We start from the raw sequence: 18,498 nt of genomic DNA on the forward strand, positions 1-18,498 counted from the left end.
TTTAATTTTTAAACGGATATTTCAGAGCAATCATAATTAGCGGCATGGCTAAAAACGGGATCTCTATCAATACCATTTTGAAGTTCCCTGCCCGTGAAGCCATTGCCATAATGAGAACGATGCTGATGGCGTTCAGCAGATTGCCCAGGAAGAATGTTTTGGGAATGAGCACCAGTATGCCAATCGCTATACTCAATAAGCTGAGATAGGGGACGGCTGGTTCACTGATACCCAGACTGGTCATCATTTTAAGTGTTTCAGGATTATTGCTGTAGTTGAATGAATCCCAGGCATGTTTGAAACTGAGTGATGCGGAGATAATCATTAGTAATAGAGAAATGATACTTCTTGTCATAGCTGTTGTTAGTTGAAGAGAACGTTATATATGATGTAACTACAGATGCACTAATTATAGCGTTATTGCATACGTTTCCATCTGAAGGTCTTACCCATCATCGGAATGCCTTTATATCCGCGTGTTTCGAGGTCGTTGATACCTTTAAGTTCGCCTTTCAGACTATATGTATTTCCATCCTGCACACTGTATAGCTTACCGTCTGCATACGCGCCGTCTTTATAAACCAACTCCGTGATATGAGTGAGGCCCTGTCTGGACCTGTTTCTTAGTTGTTCATTGGGGTTTTTGTTGTCCTTTTTAGGTGTTTTCCCATCCACTTCAAACAGGTCCTTCGCCCATAACAATTTGCCGGAATAGCTGTTCCCCGATTTGAAGATCTCTATTTTATAATCCTCACATTGCCACACACCAATGATCTGGTCAGGTGATAGTTTCTGGGCAAAAGAGGCCACTGATAAGAGGAGCATGACAACTGCAAAGTATGTTCTTTTCATATCTGATGATTTATTGTTGCTGATTAAGCTGTCTGAATTTTTCAAATTCCCTGTGTCCGAATTTCATGAGCTGACCGGGGATCACCTTTGTCAGTGTTTTTATCACTTTTACCAGGAATGGCTTGATTTCCAGTGTGTCTTTCTGCAACCCCTGAATGGCGACATTTACCATTTTGTCTACTGCCATCATCTGCCGGGGATTGGGCTGTAGTACCCAGTCGTTTTGCAGATTGGTCGTTACACCAGGAGGTATCAGTTCGATGACCTGTACGTTTGTTTTACCAAGCTGAAGCCGTAAAGCCATGGTATAAGCATGGACCGCTGCTTTAGAAGCGCTATAAACAGGGGCTACGGAATATGGCATAAAAGCGATGGCAGAAGACACATTGACGATCGCTGCGGACTGCTTTCTGATCAGATGTGGAAGGAACTGGTGTACCATGTGGATCGTTCCTGAAAGATTGATATCAATTTCACGGGTAATGTCTGCCAGGTCTTTACTGGTATCCTGCAGATCGATCAACCGCATTTCCCCGGCGTTATTGATGATCATGTTCAGTGCCGGAAACTCGCGGGTAACGTCCTTATATAGCTGCTCAATGTCTTTTACCTTACTTACATCGCTTTGAAAGGTGTGAATGGCAGGAAAGCGCTTTTTTGTTTCATGCAGGGTATCCGGATTCCGTCCCGTGACAATGATCGTTGTTCCTATTGCGCTCAGCTGTTTTACCAGTTCCAGTCCGATCCCGCTCGTCCCACCTGTAATAAGAACAGTGCTGTTTTTTAAATCCATGAGTTGATATTTTGTTATTGCAAAGGTCTGCCGTAACAGGCAGGAGGATGTAGCCAAAAGTCACGGAGTTGTAGTGGAAAGGACTATGTTTACCGGTTCGACTACAAGATTTACCATTTTCACTACGTGGCTTCCTTCGGCGTAATGGAATTTTGCCATAAAATAATAACGAATGCAAAAGACGATTTTTGTTACCGGCGCTTCGACAGGAATAGGCAATGCCACTGTTAAATACTTCGCAGAAAAGGGCTGGCGTGTAATAGCGACCATGCGTAAACCGGAAAATGACACAGCACTACATTTACTGGAGAACGTAACTGTTCTACCATTAGATGTTACTGACATCCACCAGATAAAGGAGACTGTGGAAAAAACACTCGCACTCGGACCGGTAGACGTGGTGTTTAATAATGCAGGTTATACGCTGTTAGGTGCATTGGAAGCGATCACTGACGAGCAGCTGGTACAGCAGATGGAGACCAACTTCTTTGGTGTAGTACGGGTTACCCAGGCTTTTATTCCATATTTCAGAGAGCGGAAAGCAGGTCTTTTTATCACTACAACCTCCAGTGCCGGACTTGCAGGTTTCCCGGTGAGTTCTATGTACGATGCCAGTAAATGGGCTTTAGAGGGCTGGAGTGAGAGTCTCTCGTATGAGTTAAATGAATTCGGAATAGGTATTAAAAATATAGAACCAGGCCTTGTGGCTACAGAAAATGGTAAAAGTGCTGTGATCGCTGCTCATCCGGCTTATGAAAGCCTGTTAAATAAGTTCCTGGCAGCTATTAGTTCAGGAGAAGGCGTCTCAACAGCGGAGGATATCGCCGCAGTTGTGTATGAGGCTGCTACGGACGGTAAGAATAATCTTCGCTATGTATGCGGTGACGACGCAAAAAATCTGTATGCACACAGGCTGGCTGTAGGGGACGAAGGTTTCAGGGATTACGTGCGCCAGTTAATGGTACAGGGATAAACCATTTTTAACATTAAATTGCCAGTAAATATTCCCATATTTACTGGCAATAACTTTTGAGAAAATGAGAGGAGAACAGAAGAACAAGCCGCGTGTATTCAACTCCATTACGGAGATCCAAAGGGCATTCGGATTACCGAAACCCCTAAACCCATTGATCAGCATACTGAATTACAGTAAGGTGCAGATCACTGATGAGATGCTGAGGCCATCTTTTGTGATGAATTTTTACAATATTACCTATAATGAGTCTGTCGGTTGCAAAGCGAAGTACGGTCAGACCACTTACGATTTTGACGAAGGAGGCATGATCTTCACCTCTCCCGGGCAGCCGCTCAACATTATGCATACACCCTTTTCAGATGCAGGTTTCACCTTGCTGATCCATCCGGATTTCCTGCGGAACTATCCATTGGATGCGAAGATTAAAAACTATGCGTTTTTCTCTTATTCGGTGAATGAGGCACTGCATTTATCAGACAAGGAGCGCCTGATTATCAGTGCTATCGCCAAGAATCTGGAGGATGAGCTGGAAACAGCCATAGATGACCTCAGTCAGGACGTATTGATCTCACAGATTGAGTTAATGCTGAATTATAGCCAGCGTTTCTATAAACGGCAGTTCACCACCCGCAAGTCCATCAATAACCAGGTATTGGAAAAACTGGAGGCGATATTAGATAACTATTTTAGTAATCAAACTGCACTGATGAAAGGTTTACCGTCAGTACAGTCGCTGGCGGACCAGCTGGAAGTATCGCCCAGATACCTGGGAGACCTGTTAAGGTCACTGACCGGACATAATACGCAGCAGCATATACACCTGAAACTGATTGAGAAAGCCAAAGAGATATTGATGATAAGCGATCTTACAGTAAGCGAGATCGCCTATCAGCTGGGTTTTGAACATCCTCAGTCATTCAGTAAATTTTTTAAGTCCAAGACAAACATGTCTCCGCTGGAGTTCCGGGAGCATTTCAATTAAAAGGAATGTAATGCGATATAGCGGTTATAGCGAAATGACCTGCAATAATATCCTTGTTGATCGTGTGTACTCAAAAACAAATTATGATAATACGTCGTTGTTCTACGTTGGTTTTAGTCCTTCTTACATTTTTTCAGGTAAAGGTTTCCGATGCTCAATCAAATGCCACTAATGAAAACCGTTCTCCGAGGATCGTCAATATTGTAAACTTTATCCGTTTACTGGAGCCACGTGATGCAGCTATCACTGAAGATGTACTCTTCAAAACAGTTGAAAATCAGGTCGCATTAATGAAAAAGTATCGTCTTGGAGGTACCTTCTTACTGCAATACGATGCCTTGATAGACCCCCGTTATCAGCAGCTGCTGAAAAGTCTGCCGAAAGACCAGTTTGAAATTGGCGCCTGGTGGGAACTACCCAAACCACTTATTGAAAAGGCAGGTATCAAATGGAGGGGCAAATATGCCTGGGACTGGCATTCAGATGTAGGCTTTTCCGTTGGTTACACACCAGCGGAACGTGAGCAGATTATCGACGTTTATTTCAATGACTTTAAAAAAATATTTGGATACTATCCCAAATCAGTCGCTTCCTGGGTGATTGATGCGCATTCGCTGGCATATATGTCAGACAAATACAAGATAGTAGCTTCTGCCAATTGTAAAGATCAGGTAGGAACTGACGGATTTACACTCTGGGGAGGATACTGGAATCAGGCTTATTACCCTAGCCGTATTAATGCCTATATGCCTGCCCAGCATACAGAGAAGCAGCTTCCGGTACCTGTATTCAGGATGTTAGGCAGTGATCCTATCCGGCAATATGCAGATGGCAGTACAGTAACTACACTGGAGCCGGTATACCCTTATGCAGGCGGCAATGAACAATGGGTGAACTGGTTCTTCGATATCTTCTCCAATGATCCGGCGTTAGGCTTCAACTATACACAGGCAGGGCAGGAAAACTCCTTCACCTGGGCAGGCATGCAGAAAGGCCTGGAAATGCAGATGCCCATCATTGCACGTTTAAAGCAGGAGGGAAAGGTACAGGTACAAACCATGCAGCAGTCAGGCCGTTGGTTCAGGGAAACGTATAAGGTTACCCCGGCAACGACTTTTACTGTAACAAAAGACCTGGGAGACAGCGATAAGAAAACACTCTGGTATAACAGCCGCTTCTATCGTGTCAATCTTCTCTGGACCGGCGGACATTTGCTTATTGATGATATTCATCTTTTCAATGAGTCTGTACCGGATAAATACCTAAAGGATGTAACGACAGAGAATAAGAGCTTCTTTTATACACTGCCGGTTGTAGATGGATTTCAATGGGGTAAAAAAGATCATCCGGCAGGTTTCCGGTTAATGGAGATAGTGAATGGGAATGAGCAGGAAATAAGCGGCGGTAATCCCGTATTTAGCAATACAGGAAAAAGTACCGCGCACGTTTCATGGCCAGGTGATAATGGTAGTTTCGAAATTGATCTGCAGGAAGACAGGTTGATCATTACAGGCGGTAAGAATAAGACCGGGAACTGGTTCCTTGATCTTCGCGTTGCAGACAATGCCGGCACTGCTTTTCAAAGCGCTGATAGTAAGCGTGCAACCTACACATTTAACGGTCATACTTACTATCTGGAGCTTATACAGGGGAAAATGGAAGGACATGTTTCTGGCGGCTTGTACCGGATCACACCTGATCAGGGAACTATTTCCCTGAAAATGAAAGACGAATAATGAGGTTGACTTATCGTGTATAAAACAAAAAGGTCGGAAGCTCCGACCTTTTTGTTTTATACACGATATAACCGTATTAAAGTAGCTTCTCCTGTGCCGCCTGGTATACTGTTCTGATAGTAGGCTGGAAGCCCAGACTACGCGCAAGAGAAGCATCTGCATACAGATACCAGGGATTTTCAAGCGGCGCAGATGATGCGTCCATGGTTGCACCAACAAGTTGCAGTAACTCATAGACAGACATGGGTGCATCATCTGAAATATTGACGATACGTTCATCAAAAGTACCTGCCAGGGCCATATCAATAGCAGTCGCAATATCGCGATGATGAATGATGCTCATTCTCTGGGCAGGATGCCATTTGCCTGGAATGACATGTTTGGGTAGCATTTCAAGATGGCCGTCCCCATCACCATATACAAACGGGAACCGCAGGACCGACCAGTTAAGTCCACTTTCGCGCAGTTCCTGTTCTGCAGCGACTTTGCTGGCCGGATAGGCATGTTGAGGAGAAACCACATCATCTTCACGTCCCGGATGCGGATTGTCTGTATTGTAGACATGTGCTGTACTGGCCATAATAAAGCGGGCATTGGGTGCGTGGACCTTTGCCGCAGCAATCAGGTTACGTGTTCCTTCCAGATTACTTTTCCAGATCAGATCTGTGTCCTGCGTGCGGAATACTGCTGCCAGATGGATGATGGCTGACACATCCTTTACTGCTGCTGTTAGTGAAGCTGCGTCCAGTAAGTCTCCGGCTACGGGTGTTGCATCCCCCTGAATAGTTTTCCCGCTACGCACTAATGCGCGACAATTCCAGCCTGCTTTTATAAGCCGTGGTACAAGGCGGGCTCCTACAAGACCGGTTACACCAGTTACTAATACATTTCCTGTTTGTCTGTTCATATCTATGGATTTATTCTATGAACAAAGCTCTTAAGATAGGAGGAGGATGGGCAGGACGAAAACCGACAACTTCAGGACAAATCCTGAAAAAAGCCGGCAACGGTTTTACCCGTTACTTTTTTAAACAACCGTGAAAAATAATCGGGGTCATTGAAGCCCAGTTCGAAGGCCAGTTCTTTTACGGATGATAGTTCTCCGTGATACAGCCGACGTCTCGCTTCCAGTATCAGGCGGTTTGTGATGAATTCTTTAGGGGAGAGGCCGGAGTAATGTTTAACGATCTGGTACAGGCTATCAGTACTTACAGTGAGTTCTTCTGCAATCTCTCTGATACTTGGATGATTGATCAGGTTGTCCTCAACAAACATTTTAAAGGCGATAAACTTCGCCAGCCGGTCGTCTGCAGGCTTCTTGTCATTCGCGAAGTAAGCAGTATTGATTTCCGTTAGTAAACTATTGAGATGGGCCAGAATGAGTTCAGGATCGGTATCAGTGGTACGGAGTAGGTTTTGCAGTATTTCAAAAATGGCCTGGAGCCGGATAGCCGCATCGGGCGCAAAACTTATCTTTTGCTGATTAAGGGGATTGAGCAGGAAGCGGTATTGACGGGGCAAGCGGGAAAGGCATTCTTCATAAAAGCCCAGTTTATAGTAGTCCTTACCATGTGCGGCAACAGGAAATTGCTGAACCTGGTGTGGCAGAAAAAAAAGCAGTTCATGTTTACCAATATCGAACTTTTCCAGATCAACACTGCGCCTGCTATGGCCATCCAATATGAATAAAAAGAAGTAGTAGGGTAAACGTTGTGTAACCCCGTATTTTTCAGCTTCTGCCTGCGGCAAATGGCCAAAACCAGGAGAAACAATACGAATAGGGAGCTGGCTATTCTGGCTGAAATCTTCCCGTAAAGAATTGATATTGCGCATGCCCGGTGACTGATTATTATGAAAGCTAAGGTACAGGTTAGGCCGTAAAATGCAAAAGCCCCGGCAACATGTTGATTTTAAGCTTAAACGTGCTTAACTTGCTATATTATTGTGTGATTGATCATTTATGTCTGTATTTTTCAATTTAGGCAGTAACAGTGAAGCTGCCTTTCCAAACATTTATGAAATATTTGAGGACGTCCCTTTCTCAGTAGCGGTACTGAGAGGTCCCGACCTTATTATTGAGTATATCAACCGTCTTAATCTTTCTATCTGGCGCAGTACAAGAGAAAGTGTGATGGGCAAACCCCTGTATGAAGCCAAACCGGACCTCCGTCGGGATGTTGAGCCCATTCACCGGCAGGTACAGGAAAGCGGCCAGCGTTTTCATGCAGATGAGGTACCTATTGAGATCACAGATCATGATGGGAAACGTCTTCATTATTTCCAGGTAAGTATTGACCCTATCAAAGACAAGGAAGGACAGATTATAGGGCAGATAGCTACTTCTATTGACGTGACAGAGCGGGTGCTCTCCAGACAGCAATTGCAAAAAAGTGAAGCACTGCACAAAGTGGCGGAAGAGGCGCTCAGGAAGAGTGAACAACACCTGGAGATCCTGCGGAATGCAGTACCGGCCATGATCTTTTATCTGGATCAGGAAGAACGTTATCAGACATACAATGATACTTTTTGTAAATGGTTCCACGTCGATAAGACGGAAGCTATCGGCAAAACAGTGCGTGAATTTATAGGAGAAGCGGCCTACAGCGTAGTATCGCCTCACCTCAGGAAAGCTTATGACGGTGAAATAGAACAATATGAAATCAAAGCGCCTACCAGGGCAGACGAGAACAGATGGCTCAATATTGTCTACACACCGGATAAAAACGATCAGGGAGAGGTGCAGGGTGTTATTGTACTCGCGACTGACGTAACATCCTCTAAGTTGGCGGAAATGGCGGTCAGAGAGAGTGAACACCGCTTTCAGAACCTGGTCCGTGAGGCCAATCTGGGCATTATGGTATTGTCTGGCAAAGAAATGGTCGTTTCAGTGGCCAATGAGGCATATGGAAGGGTGATCGGTCGCAGCGTTGAACAGCTGTTTGGGAAACCACTTTTTGATGTTATTACGGATACAGATATACAGGACCGTCAGCTTTTAGAGAAAGTACGCCTGACAGGAGAATCCGTTTATTTATATGATACGCCTTATCCCGTTATTGTCCAGGGTGTTGAGACGCAACGATACCTGAATGTCATCTATCAGGCATATAGAGAGGCAGATGGACAGATTACCGGCGTGGTAATATTGGCGCAGGATGTTACCGAACAGGTAATCGCCCGCCGGAATGTGGAGGAAGCCAACGAGAGAGCTTCTCTTGCAATTGAATCAGGCGGACTAGGAACGGTGGAAGTCAACCTCCGGACGAAAGAAGTGCTGCTTTCTCCAAGGGCAAAGGAAGTCCTTGAATTATATGCAGCTACGCAGCTGACAACCTACCTGGACAGTCTGCACCCCGACGACCAGCTATTATGCAAAGAAGCCTATGAAAAGGCATTGTCAGACGGTCATCTGGAATACGAAGCAAGAGTGATCCGTAAGGATGCATCTATCCGCTGGATAAAGACCAAGGGACGTATCTATTTTGACGATGCCAGTCAGCCGCTGCGGGTAGTCTCTGTGATCCAGGATATTACCGATCAGAAGATCTTTTCAGAGGAGCTGGAAAGACAGGTAAAACAACGCACGGAGGACCTGCGTAAGGCCCACGAGCTGCTGCTTGCTTCTAATGATTACCTCCAGCGCATCATCAATATATTCAGCGCGCCAATGCAGGTATTACAGCCAATTGTAGATAATGGGAAAGTCGTCGATTTCATATACAAACTTACCAATACCGCCTATGCCGCTTATACGACATTCTCACCGGAACAGCTGATCAGCAAAAAAGTGAGTGAAGTATTCCCTGGCTATTTCCAGACCGATAGCTTTAAAAATATCCGCGAGGTAGCCATGACTGGCCTTACCAATACCTGGGAGAATCATTACGCAGCTGACGGACTGGATATCTTTAATCTGATGAGCGCCGCGCTGATGAACGAAGATGTAGTGGTGCACATGACCGATTTTACAAAGCTGAAAAGTTTACAGCTCGAACTACAGCGTAAACTGATCGAACTGGAACGCTCCAATGTCAGTCTGGAAGAATTTGCACATGCCTCCTCTCACGATCTGAAAGAGCCTATCCGCAAGATCCAGTTCTTTACCGACCAGTTGAAAACAGATCTGCATGAGCAGCTTAACGATAAGCAGCTACGCTTGTTTCAGCGTATTGAAAATGCTTCTAAACGTATGGCCAGTTTGATCGAGGATCTACTGGTGTATTCTCAGGTGAGCGAACGTCCGCTGGAAACAGAGTCCGTTAACCTGAATGAGACCATTTCAATGGTACAGGAAGATCTTGAGTTAATTATCGCACAAAAAGGGGCACAGATCCATATAGAGACCCTGCCTGTTATTAATGGCTATAAAAGACAATTGCAGCAACTCTTTCAGAACCTGGTCAGCAATGCCATAAAATATAGTAAACAGGATAGTGCTCCTGTTATCAGGATTTATTCAACACTTGTAAATGGAAAGAGCATCAATCTGGAAGAAGGAACGATGTACCATTGTATCAGCGTTGAAGATAACGGTATCGGTTTTCAGGAAAAGCACGCCGATCAGATCTTCCTGATGTTCCAGCGATTGCATGCAAAGGGAGAGTATGCGGGTACGGGAATAGGACTTTCTATCGCAAGAAGGATCGTCGATAATCATCATGGTAAAATTCTGGCAAAGGGTGTGCCTGATGTAGGGGCGACTTTTTACATTTATCTGCCATTATCCTGACTAGCCCCTTTTCCTCAGCCGGCTAAGAGATTGTGGGGTGATCTGGAGATAAGATGCGATATACTGTAACGGGACAGAAAGCGCAAGATCCGGGTATCTTCTGACGAACTCCGCGTATTTCTCTTTAGCAGTGCCAAAACGCAGATAATCAGCGTCCTTGATCTTATTCAGGAAGGTTACTTCGCCGATCATTTTTGCCAGCATAAACAGCTTTGGAACACGATCGCAGAGGTCATGCCACGTCGTCCGGTTTATGACCAGTATTTTCATATTAGTCACCGCCTGGATACTGACAGTAGCAGGCAGGTCCTCATAGAAGCTTGGGATATCCATGGCAAATTGATTAACCCGTAGAAAATGCATGGTCGCTTCACGAAGATCATCGCCGCTTATATATACCCGCGCCACACCTTCATCAATAAAGGCCATTTCAGCACTCCGCTGATACTGTTCGATAAAATGATCACCCGCCTTCAGCTGGCGGAGCACAAATGCGTCAGCTACCTTACTGATCTCCGCAGCATTTAATACTCCGCCAAACGCCAGACTTTTTGATAAGCTTTCTGTCATATTTATTTGATGAGATCCAATGAAAGCAGGCTTTCCGCACAGGAGATAATTGCCTCTTCGTTATTGATGGGTGCCCAGCCGAGTATTTTCCTCGCTTTGGAGCTATCTGCTTTGCGTACCTTACCCAGGTCCAGCATGACAGGTTGTAATGACTTGTCAAACCAACTCAGCAGGTGCGTAAACCAAACCGGTAATTGCCCTTTAGGAATCTTCCTCGCCGGATACTTCTTTCGCAAGATAACGGCAATCTCTGTCATCGTCAAAAATCCGGAAGTGCCAAGGAAACGCTCTCCGGCTGCTGCCGGGTCCTCCATCGCACGTATTAACAGATCCGCTACAGATCTGACATCAACAATATCAAACCCTATCTTTGGAACAGCTGGCAAACTGCCATCCAGCATCTTCAGGATGATCCCTGCTGAGTTTCCGTAATCCTTTTCTAATGCCGGACCCAGTATTGCGCCCGGAAGCACCGTCACCAGTTCCATTTTTGGAGCGGACTGCTGCATATACGCCCAGGCTGCTTTTTCTGTAATAACCTTGCTCCGGTAGTAGGTATTCAGATCATTGCGGTTATTCTCATCCGCCCAGATGGATTCGTCAAAAGTACCATTTTCCATCCCACGCGGCTTGCCATGCAGGACGCTACTGGACGATGAAGTCAGGACAACACGTTTGATATTATTTTTAGCAGCTGCTTTAAGAATGGACAGTGTTCCCTGTTTTGCGGGTAGGATCACATCATCCTCATTTTTTGGTGAGATCAAAGGGAATGGTGATGCAATGTGTTGTATGAAATCTTTGCCCCTGGTTAAATCCTCCCAGATGTGCTCATCTGCCAGGTCTGCTTCAACAAATTCCAGGTTGTTAATGTATGGGGTATGTTTACCGATAAGCTGTTGTAATTCGCTGATACGGCTGGCACTGCGAAGTGTGCCGATAACTTTATAGCCTTTATTTAAAAGCTGAATCGTCGCATGAGATCCAAGAAATCCGGAAACGCCGGTCAGTAATACTTCTTTTGTCATTCTTTTTTTTTGACAAAGGAAAATATACTTACCGGAAGTATCGCTTAACAAATGGTAAGAAATAAAATAGCGGGCAACAAAGTTTCCTATACCTGCCGTTGTTTCAGATCAGGATAACGGGCGACGAGCTCCGCATGCAAAAGGCGCATGCCATTTACATACGTAGATACCAGGATTCTCTTTCCTTTTCCTTCGTGAGGAATGATATGCAGATAGTTCCAGGCAAACTTGTATCCTTTTATGTCTTTCAGCAGGATCTCTCTGTTGACAAGTCTCGATACTTTACGCACACTATGATTATCCCAGAAGATCTTTTCATTTACCTGCAAGATCGCGCACACCGCGAGACCAATAGCAATAAGTGATAAAGGAAAAATGAACAGGATACCTTGTCTGAGAAAGGGGTTGAAGAAGGAGTAGGTCAGCAGGCTAACAAACACACATATTAAGGCGCCAAATAAAATGTAAGTGGCATTTCTCCAGCCACGGGTCAGATAAAAAACGTCTTCCATGTAAATAGCATAGATATTTACTGTAAATATAAATCTTGCCCGCTAAAATGCAACTTTTAATATAGCCGCCTCATTTATTTATGAGGCGGCTGTATCTTTATTTTTTATCAAGGAAAAAATCCAGTAATTCTTTTTGTACCTGTGCGGTATTCTCCTGCACAACCCAATGGCCTGAACCCTTAATATTAACGCCCGTTACATTTTCTGCAACTAATTTACAATGATCTTCCAGAAAGGCTGCACCAAAGTATTCACCGCCCATGGCGAGCAATGGCATCTTCAGTTTGGTTTTCATAAATTCCAGATTGTCCTTTGCGTCCTGCTCAAAAGCAGCAAACCAATGAAATGCACCTGTCGTTGAGCCTTTTGAGGAATAGGCCCTTACGAATTCATTTACCTCTTCAGGAGTAAATGGATCTTTTACATGACCTACCACCGGCCAGAAATTGGTAAGGAACAGACGTTCCCGGCCAGCCACCAGTTCACCTGAAGCAGGGAAGGAGAAGAACCCGAACCACCAGGCAGCACCTTTTACCTGACTCCAGACTGGTTCAATGCCGGGCAATAATGCATCCATTAATGCCAGCCTGGTGACCTCATCTGAATACTGTGCGGCGTAAGCATAGGCTACCATCAGACCAATATCATGTCCTGCCAGTTTAATGTGGTTATAGCCCAGCTCTTTCACTACGCCGTGTATATAGGTGGCCATTGTTTTTTTGTCGTAACCATCGGCCGGTTTGCCGGATTCACCCAGGCCCGGGAGATCGGGTGCTATTACAGTAAAATGTTTGGATAATTCCGGCAGTAGACGATTCCACATATACCAGTTCTGCCCGAAGCCATGCAGTAAGACAAGTGGTTCACCGGAACCGCCAATCACGTAATGAATGTTTATACCATTGATCTTTGCATAAGCATGTTTGAAATTAGCTGGTGGAGAAGCCGGTTTGTTATCCTGGATGGAGTTACTACGGGCAGGTAGTAAGAAGGCAATGACAAATAAAAGCGATAGTAGTTTTTTCATTAAGCGTTGTTTTAAAATTGTGATGAATCAGGAGTGTTTGTTCAGCCACTCCAGGATATAATCTGCATCCTCTTTCCATGTGGGTTGGCCCAATACGAAATGATTCCTGCCTTTAAATTCTTTATAATCTGTTACGGAGTTACTGTTGCTGTATTTCTTATAATTTGCATAGTTCAGTGAAGCAGGGATCGTATGGTCTTCACTGCCGGCAGTTAGTAACAATGGAGCATGCGGATGCTGAAAGTTGACTTTAGCTGCCGCGGTAATGGTATCCCGTACGATCAGCTTTGACTCAGGAATAGCATAGTTGTAATAAGCTTCTTTTTGCGCATCACAGTCCATCCCATTGGTAAAGGCGTATTTCCACTGGTCGAAGGACATCAGAAATGACTTACTGGCTGGGGTGAAAAATCCAAGCGGTCCCCAACCTGCTTTCAGGAATGAGAATTTAAATGTCATAATTCCCTGTGGAGGTACTGAGTGAATGGCGACCCCTGATTCACCCAATCCCCTTTGCAGTAACAGCTGGGTAATAAGACCGCCTATTGAATGACCGATCAGAATGGGTTTTTCTGGTAATGCCCTGATGATATGATCATAATGCGCTGTTAGTGCGGCAAGTCTCATGGCAGCAATATCCCGGTTGGGATGACTATTACGCAATGCTTCGGCAGATGTGTTTTTATATGGCCAGGGAGGTACGATCGCCCGGTAACCTTTACTTTCAAAATGGCTTTTCCAATCATCCCAGCAGCTATGGTGGACAAAAGCGCCGGTAATGAAAACGACTGTTTTAGTACTAGTTTTTTCCATAGAGAGAATTATTCGTTCTCTTGCGCCAATTACAATGCCTTTTTCGTAACTATTTATTGATCAGTGTTTTGTGGATTTGGTTCCTTTGTGCCACCGTGACATTTCACGGTCTGGCAAATGATACCTTGAAATGTCGCAGTTATTACTTTAAATTTATGCTTAGGTGCAGCACATGATAAAATTTCTCCTATATACTTTTTTTACCATCTTTCTTTTCTTGCCCGTACAGGGACAACAATTATTCAGAAAATCGCCCATCGAATTACATCAGTTATTACAGAAGAGTAAACAGGATAGTAACCGGATTGAGATATTGCATACCCTTAGCAGGATTTACCTCAATCAAACCTTCAGTGATAAAAAGGATAAGTTGATGGACACAGTGATCAGTCTTATTGATGAAGCTATCAGGTTGAGTGACACACTTCATTTAAAACGTTTACGGCTTGACGGTATGTTAATGAAAGCGGAAGCTTATCTTGTCAAAGGAGACATCGCTGAAGGCGAAAAACGTTTTTTTGAGCTGGCAGCTATCTATCATAAGGATGGCGATATTGCCGGAGAAGCTTATGCCTTGAAGTGGATGGCTATGAATTTAAAATGGGAGGGAAAGGATACCAGCCGTATTCCCGTTGTGTATGATAAGGTGATCACATTATATAAACAGCGCGGTGACCTTGACGGCGAGGCTGACGTACTTACACAGCTGGCTGATTACCATTTGTTATTGAAGCAGTTTAATTTAGCGGAGAAGGAATTGTTGCGGGCATCGGCTCTTTTCCGGCAGACCGGCAATGAAAGGATTTCAAATGTGTATTATCTTCTTTCCGTTGTTAACAGGTATCGTGGCGCGTATGAAAAATCACTTTTATATGTGACGAAATGTATTGAAAGCACAACACTCAATCATGATACCGCAGACATTTCTTTGTTTTATGGAGAGCTTGCACTTGTGCATGATGAATTAGGGAATACGGAGGAAAGTATTTATTGGTACAGGAGATCGCTGCAAAAGAGACTGGAGGAAAAGATTGAGCGGGGAGTGGTATTCAAAACGGCCGGCTTTATTATCTCTCAGCTGATTAAACTAAACAGGAGCAGAGATGCACTTGCCTTAATGGATAGTTTGGTAAGAGGAGGACCGCCAGAGACACTATATGAAAAAGCTGTTGTTGCACAGAACTATGCTTATTGTTATGATGCCATGAAACAATATACGCTTGCAGAACAATACTTTCTGGACATGGCAGGATATCTTAAAGGCTTTTCCTTCGATCGGGAAGTAATTATCCTGAGTAACAGGGATCTGGGGCGATTCTATTTGCAACGAAAGCAGTTTGAGAAAGCGCATATCTATCTGGACAAGGTACTGTCTGAACGGTGGCAGATCCGCCTGGCAGATCAGCGGGAATTGTTTCAGATGCTGTTTGTCGCCGACTCCGCATTGGGTAATTATACGGCTGCTATCAGAGACCTGCGGAAATATGGGTCTATCAATGACTCACTTTACAATGAACGGAAAAGCAGGCAGATAGAAGAGCTGACCATTCAATATGAAACAGAGAAAAAAGAACAGAATATCCGCTTACTGGAAAAGGAGAAACGATTACAGCAGAACGAACTGGTAAAAGAACACAATACGAGACGCTGGATAATGGGAGCCACATTCCTGCTGATCGTTATTATAGGATTGCTATTAAATTACTCCCGGTTAAAAACCAGAACAAACAGGGCGCTACAGGTACAGCAAAAGGTGATCGAGAAGAAAAACGATTCATTGCAGCACCTGGTAGAGGAGAAAGAATGGTTAGTTAAAGAGATCCATCACCGGGTGAAAAATAATTTTCACATGGTAATGGGACTCCTGCATACACAGGCGGCTTATCTCCATGGTGAGGAGGCCCGGCAGGCAATAACAGAGAGTCAGCAGCGTATACAGGCCATGTCGCTGGTCCACCAGCGGCTTTATCAATCGGAGAATCTGTCAGCCATTAATATGGTAGACTATATTCATGAACTGATAGATTGCCTGAAAGACAGTTTTCATACAGGACGTACCATTCAGTTCAACCTCCAGATAGACCCCATCAATCTGAACGTGACCAGCTGTATCCCGATTGGCCTCATTTTGAATGAAGCGGTTACTAACGCGATTAAACACGCTTTTCCGGATAAAGAAGGACGGATTGACATTTCTTTGAAAAGAATGAATCAGGATCATTTCCTGCTTATTGTCAGAGACAATGGCATTGGACTGCCAGCTACGTTTGACGGAAAAAAACAGGCCTCAATGGGTATGAAGCTCATGCAGGGGCTTAGTGATGATCTTGATGGAACTTTTCAGGTAAACAATAACAACGGAACAGAAATATTGCTTGAATTTATAGTATGAAAGAACATATTCTCATAGTAGAGGACCAGTTTGTAGAAGCCGACTATTTACGCCTGCTGCTCGAAGGAGCAGGCTACAATATTACAGGCATTGCACGCTCAGTGACCCAGGCGCAGAAAATGATCGGGGAGCAAAGGCCTGACTTTGTTCTTTTAGATATCTTCCTGAAAGGAAAACAAACCGGTATCGATCTGGCAAGACAACTGGCTGCGGACAATATCCCATTTGTATATCTGTCAGCTAATTCAAACGAAGAAATATTGACATCCGCGAAGCAAACGCAACCATATGGTTTTCTTGTAAAGCCTTTCAGAGAGAAAGACCTGCTTGTAGCTCTTGAAATAGCCCGTTATCGTCACTCACATAGTACTGAGGCCCGTTACCACAAGGAAACGGAGCTACGTAGTGTACTCAAGACAATTCCCCGTGATACCGGTTCCTGGTCACAAAAGATGCTGACAATAGCGACAGCCCTGCAATCTTATATTCCGTTTGACTTTATTACTATGCAGTTCGACCATATTCAGCTGCTTGGTTTTTTGAGAATAGGATTTAATGAATACCAGGTCATTGGTATGGACGAGTTGGCGACTATTACCGGGAAGAAGATAGAAGAACTGATGACATTGCAATTACAGCTTCCGGTGACGGAAACAGCTGTGATCTATGATGATGCTGATTTTCAGCATATTTGCAAACAGCCCTCTTTAAAGAAATTATTCGCAGGCATATTCCGCTTAAAAACCAATCTGGAAATGCCGATGCAAATGATCGACCGGAAATCTTTTCGCCTCGGTTTATATAGCAGACGGTCGGATGTCTACACTACAGCCCATATTGAACTGCTGGAAAGAATGCAGTTTTCATTGCTGCAGGCAATTGACAAAATTAATGAGGCAGATAAATCACAACTGGATATCAGCGCAGCAGGAAGCGTGAATATGATAGAGGGATTTGAGGGAATTGTAGGTAAAAGTCACCTGTTATTATCAGTATTTGATCATATTTCCCAGGTAGCCCCTTCAGATACTTCTGTGCTTATTCTGGGCGAGAGTGGCACAGGTAAGGAGAAGATTGCGAATAGTATACATGAGTTGTCACCCCGCAAGGGACAACCATTTGTTAAACTGAATTGCGCTGCATTACCCGCAGGTTTGATAGAATCAGATTTATTCGGGCACGAAAAAGGCGCCTTCACTGGTGCGCTTGAAAGGAAGATCGGTAAATTCGAAAGGTCTGATGGGGGAACGATCTTTCTGGACGAGGTAGGTGAAATGCCGCTTGAGTTACAGGTGAAATTACTCCGGGTTTTACAGGAGAAGGAAATAGAAAGAGTTGGCGGAACAGATACAATAAAGGTAGATGTAAGGATCATAGCAGCGACTAATAAGAATCTGGAGAAAGAGGTGGCTGAAGGCCGTTTCAGGCTCGACCTGTACTACAGACTGAATGTTTTTCCTATCATATTGCCACCATTGCGTGAGAGAAGAGAAGATATCCCGCTATTGGCGTATCATTTTATGAATCATTATAGCCATAAAGCGGGAAAAAGAATCAGTGGTATATCGGAACAGGTGCTTAGGAAAATGATGGTTTATAACTGGCCAGGTAATGTCCGCGAACTGGAGCATTTGATTGAAAGAAGCGTTTTACTGGCAAAAGGAGCGGTTATCGAAGATATACTGTTACCAACGGTTGAAGTAAAACAAGCGACGCCAGGGCAGGAGGAAACCACAATGAAAACAATCGTAGAGAATGAAAGGGACTATATCATTTCCGTACTAAAGAAAAGTAACGGCAGGATATGGGGACCAGGTGCAGCAGCTGAGGTGTTGAATATAAATCCTTCTACGTTAAAGTCGAAAATGAAGAAACTGGGAATAAAGAAGGAGTATTAAATAGGTAATAAAGAACGGGTAATGCTGAAACAAATGCAAATCCCTGACTATTAAACTGATAGGTACTTGTTCTTCGATGTATACTGTATGTATGCCGCTATTATACTGGTATCTGTACGCTCAGGAGCGAAGCGGTATCGACGTAATGACGGTGTAATAAGGTGGTAATCCGGATAAACAGACATTGTGC

Annotated in this window: 17 protein-coding genes; 7 read left to right on the forward strand and 10 right to left on the reverse strand. The window is 44.3% G+C overall.

The annotated features are described in order from the left end of the window. Nucleotide 1 precedes the first annotated feature (1 nt). From BMZ72_RS05515 to BMZ72_RS05525, 3 genes are all read right to left on the reverse strand, one after another. Nucleotides 2–355: a hypothetical protein gene (locus BMZ72_RS05515; RefSeq protein ID WP_089806042.1), complete on the reverse strand. Its 354-nt coding sequence runs from the start codon at nt 353–355 to the stop codon at nt 2–4. A 62-nt stretch (nt 356–417) separates the two neighbouring features. Next, nucleotides 418–852 carry a DUF2147 domain-containing protein gene (locus BMZ72_RS05520; protein ID WP_089806044.1) on the reverse strand — a complete coding sequence of 145 codons (435 nt, stop codon included), beginning with the start codon at nt 850–852 and terminating at the stop codon, nt 418–420. A gap of 10 nt (nt 853–862) precedes the next feature. Continuing rightward, nucleotides 863–1,645 (reverse strand): SDR family oxidoreductase, encoded by a 783-nt coding sequence (locus tag BMZ72_RS05525; protein WP_089806046.1) that lies wholly within the window; start codon nt 1,643–1,645, stop codon nt 863–865. A gap of 172 nt (nt 1,646–1,817) precedes the next feature. On the opposite strand from BMZ72_RS05525, the gene BMZ72_RS05530 reads away from it, so the two are divergent. From BMZ72_RS05530 to BMZ72_RS05540, 3 genes are all read left to right on the forward strand, one after another. Beyond that, nucleotides 1,818–2,618: an SDR family oxidoreductase gene (locus tag BMZ72_RS05530; RefSeq protein ID WP_089806048.1), complete on the forward strand. Its 801-nt coding sequence runs from the start codon at nt 1,818–1,820 to the stop codon at nt 2,616–2,618. Nucleotides 2,619–2,682: 64 nt separating this feature from the next. Next, the gene (locus BMZ72_RS05535) at nt 2,683–3,603 is read left to right on the forward strand and encodes a helix-turn-helix domain-containing protein (protein WP_089806050.1); all 921 of its coding nucleotides are present in this window, start codon (nt 2,683–2,685) and stop codon (nt 3,601–3,603) included. Nucleotides 3,604–3,710: 107 nt separating this feature from the next. Beyond that, the gene (locus BMZ72_RS05540) at nt 3,711–5,339 is read left to right on the forward strand and encodes a hypothetical protein (RefSeq protein ID WP_089806051.1); all 1,629 of its coding nucleotides are present in this window, start codon (nt 3,711–3,713) and stop codon (nt 5,337–5,339) included. 76 nt (nt 5,340–5,415) lie between these two features. Here BMZ72_RS05540 and BMZ72_RS05545 read toward each other — a convergent pair whose 3' ends face one another. Then, complete coding sequence (locus BMZ72_RS05545; RefSeq protein ID WP_089806054.1) at nt 5,416–6,246, reverse strand: NAD-dependent epimerase/dehydratase family protein; 831 nt, start codon at nt 6,244–6,246, stop codon at nt 5,416–5,418. A 71-nt stretch (nt 6,247–6,317) separates the two neighbouring features. After that, entirely contained in the window at nt 6,318–7,172 is an 855-nt protein-coding gene (locus BMZ72_RS05550; protein ID WP_089806055.1) for an AraC family transcriptional regulator, read from the reverse strand. A 127-nt stretch (nt 7,173–7,299) separates the two neighbouring features. Here BMZ72_RS05550 and BMZ72_RS05555 point away from each other — a divergent pair, with 127 nt between their 5' ends. Further along, nucleotides 7,300–10,068, forward strand: coding sequence for a PAS domain-containing sensor histidine kinase (locus tag BMZ72_RS05555; protein WP_089806057.1), 2,769 nt, complete (start codon nt 7,300–7,302; stop codon nt 10,066–10,068). Here the strand turns inward: BMZ72_RS05555 and BMZ72_RS05560 are convergent, their stop codons facing one another. The 5 genes from BMZ72_RS05560 to BMZ72_RS05580 form a co-directional block, all read right to left on the reverse strand. Continuing rightward, nucleotides 10,069–10,638: a Crp/Fnr family transcriptional regulator gene (locus BMZ72_RS05560; protein ID WP_089806059.1), complete on the reverse strand. Its 570-nt coding sequence runs from the start codon at nt 10,636–10,638 to the stop codon at nt 10,069–10,071. A 2-nt stretch (nt 10,639–10,640) separates the two neighbouring features. After that, nucleotides 10,641–11,666 carry an SDR family oxidoreductase gene (locus BMZ72_RS05565; RefSeq protein WP_089806061.1) on the reverse strand — a complete coding sequence of 342 codons (1,026 nt, stop codon included), beginning with the start codon at nt 11,664–11,666 and terminating at the stop codon, nt 10,641–10,643. 86 nt (nt 11,667–11,752) lie between these two features. Beyond that, the gene (locus BMZ72_RS05570) at nt 11,753–12,178 is read right to left on the reverse strand and encodes a hypothetical protein (RefSeq protein ID WP_089806063.1); all 426 of its coding nucleotides are present in this window, start codon (nt 12,176–12,178) and stop codon (nt 11,753–11,755) included. A gap of 97 nt (nt 12,179–12,275) precedes the next feature. Beyond that, nucleotides 12,276–13,205: an alpha/beta fold hydrolase gene (locus tag BMZ72_RS05575; RefSeq protein ID WP_089806065.1), complete on the reverse strand. Its 930-nt coding sequence runs from the start codon at nt 13,203–13,205 to the stop codon at nt 12,276–12,278. Between the two features lie 27 nt (nt 13,206–13,232). After that, nucleotides 13,233–14,018: an alpha/beta hydrolase gene (locus BMZ72_RS05580; RefSeq protein WP_089806067.1), complete on the reverse strand. Its 786-nt coding sequence runs from the start codon at nt 14,016–14,018 to the stop codon at nt 13,233–13,235. Between the two features lie 1,337 nt (nt 14,019–15,355). On the opposite strand from BMZ72_RS05580, the gene BMZ72_RS37130 reads away from it, so the two are divergent. The 3 genes from BMZ72_RS37130 (at nt 15,356) to BMZ72_RS05590 (ending at nt 18,308) form a co-directional block, all read left to right on the forward strand. Next, on the forward strand, nt 15,356–15,553 hold the full coding sequence (locus BMZ72_RS37130; protein ID WP_410492748.1) for a hypothetical protein: 198 nt from the start codon (nt 15,356–15,358) through the stop codon (nt 15,551–15,553). Between the two features lie 119 nt (nt 15,554–15,672). After that, the gene (locus BMZ72_RS37135) at nt 15,673–16,410 is read left to right on the forward strand and encodes a sensor histidine kinase (RefSeq protein ID WP_410492753.1); all 738 of its coding nucleotides are present in this window, start codon (nt 15,673–15,675) and stop codon (nt 16,408–16,410) included. Then, nucleotides 16,407–18,308 (forward strand): sigma 54-interacting transcriptional regulator, encoded by a 1,902-nt coding sequence (locus tag BMZ72_RS05590; protein ID WP_089806071.1) that lies wholly within the window; start codon nt 16,407–16,409, stop codon nt 18,306–18,308. Before BMZ72_RS37135 ends, BMZ72_RS05590 begins: the two co-directional genes overlap by 4 nt. The last annotated feature ends 190 nt before the right edge of the window (nt 18,309–18,498 follow it).

The sequence above is a fragment of the Chitinophaga sp. YR627 genome (assembly GCF_900114995.1).
Lineage (GTDB): Bacteria > Bacteroidota > Bacteroidia > Chitinophagales > Chitinophagaceae > Chitinophaga.

Excerpts from the sequence above, each read along its gene's own strand:
- BMZ72_RS05515 (WP_089806042.1), bottom strand. The coding sequence starts at position 355 with ATGACAAGAAGTATCATTTCTCTATTACTAATGATTATCTCCGCATCA.
- BMZ72_RS05520 (WP_089806044.1), bottom strand. The coding sequence starts at position 852 with ATGAAAAGAACATACTTTGCAGTTGTCATGCTCCTCTTATCAGTGGCC.
- BMZ72_RS37135 (WP_410492753.1), top strand. The coding sequence starts at position 15,673 with ATGGGAGCCACATTCCTGCTGATCGTTATTATAGGATTGCTATTAAAT.
- BMZ72_RS05545 (WP_089806054.1), bottom strand. The coding sequence starts at position 6,246 with ATGAACAGACAAACAGGAAATGTATTAGTAACTGGTGTAACCGGTCTT.
- BMZ72_RS05565 (WP_089806061.1), bottom strand. The coding sequence starts at position 11,666 with ATGACAAAAGAAGTATTACTGACCGGCGTTTCCGGATTTCTTGGATCT.
- BMZ72_RS05535 (WP_089806050.1), top strand. The coding sequence starts at position 2,683 with ATGAGAGGAGAACAGAAGAACAAGCCGCGTGTATTCAACTCCATTACG.
- BMZ72_RS05555 (WP_089806057.1), top strand. The coding sequence starts at position 7,300 with ATGTCTGTATTTTTCAATTTAGGCAGTAACAGTGAAGCTGCCTTTCCA.
- BMZ72_RS05575 (WP_089806065.1), bottom strand. The coding sequence starts at position 13,205 with ATGAAAAAACTACTATCGCTTTTATTTGTCATTGCCTTCTTACTACCT.
- BMZ72_RS05550 (WP_089806055.1), bottom strand. The coding sequence starts at position 7,172 with ATGCGCAATATCAATTCTTTACGGGAAGATTTCAGCCAGAATAGCCAG.
- BMZ72_RS05570 (WP_089806063.1), bottom strand. The coding sequence starts at position 12,178 with ATGGAAGACGTTTTTTATCTGACCCGTGGCTGGAGAAATGCCACTTAC.
- BMZ72_RS05580 (WP_089806067.1), bottom strand. The coding sequence starts at position 14,018 with ATGGAAAAAACTAGTACTAAAACAGTCGTTTTCATTACCGGCGCTTTT.
- BMZ72_RS05590 (WP_089806071.1), top strand. The coding sequence starts at position 16,407 with ATGAAAGAACATATTCTCATAGTAGAGGACCAGTTTGTAGAAGCCGAC.
- BMZ72_RS05525 (WP_089806046.1), bottom strand. The coding sequence starts at position 1,645 with ATGGATTTAAAAAACAGCACTGTTCTTATTACAGGTGGGACGAGCGGG.
- BMZ72_RS05560 (WP_089806059.1), bottom strand. The coding sequence starts at position 10,638 with ATGACAGAAAGCTTATCAAAAAGTCTGGCGTTTGGCGGAGTATTAAAT.
- BMZ72_RS05530 (WP_089806048.1), top strand. The coding sequence starts at position 1,818 with ATGCAAAAGACGATTTTTGTTACCGGCGCTTCGACAGGAATAGGCAAT.